Source organism: Psychrobacter sp. 78a-MNA-CIBAN-0178, assembly GCF_040309625.1.
Lineage (GTDB): Bacteria > Pseudomonadota > Gammaproteobacteria > Pseudomonadales > Moraxellaceae > Psychrobacter > Psychrobacter okhotskensis.
In genome coordinates this window covers 1-275 of the sequence record NZ_JBEOOZ010000123.1, presented here as the reverse complement: position 1 = coordinate 275, position 275 = coordinate 1, and the positions used below count along the sequence as shown (strand labels likewise).

At 44.7% G+C, this 275-nt stretch carries 1 protein-coding gene; it reads left to right on the top strand.

The annotated features are described in order from the left end of the window. A partial coding sequence (locus tag AAEY80_RS14515) for a hypothetical protein (RefSeq protein WP_350588576.1) occupies window positions 1-275 on the top strand: 275 nt, incomplete at both ends.

Here is a 275-nt window from a genome sequence, read left to right as displayed (position 1 = left end):
GCTTTGTATGGGACGGAAACACTGCGGGTGTTTACACTTACAACAAAGATGACGGCGCGGTAAATGGTGTCGGTCGTGGTGACAAAACAGTTCAATATCGTAACAGCTTTGGCGACGTAAGTTTTGCCGTGCAAGCCCAACTTAAAAACAGTGCTTTCTATACTTGTGATGTAGAAAATATCACTCAAGATGCCTGTGAAGAGTTATGGGCAGCAAGTTCAACGTCGGCACAGCAAGTTGAGTATAACTATACCTATGGTGGTGCTGTCACTTAC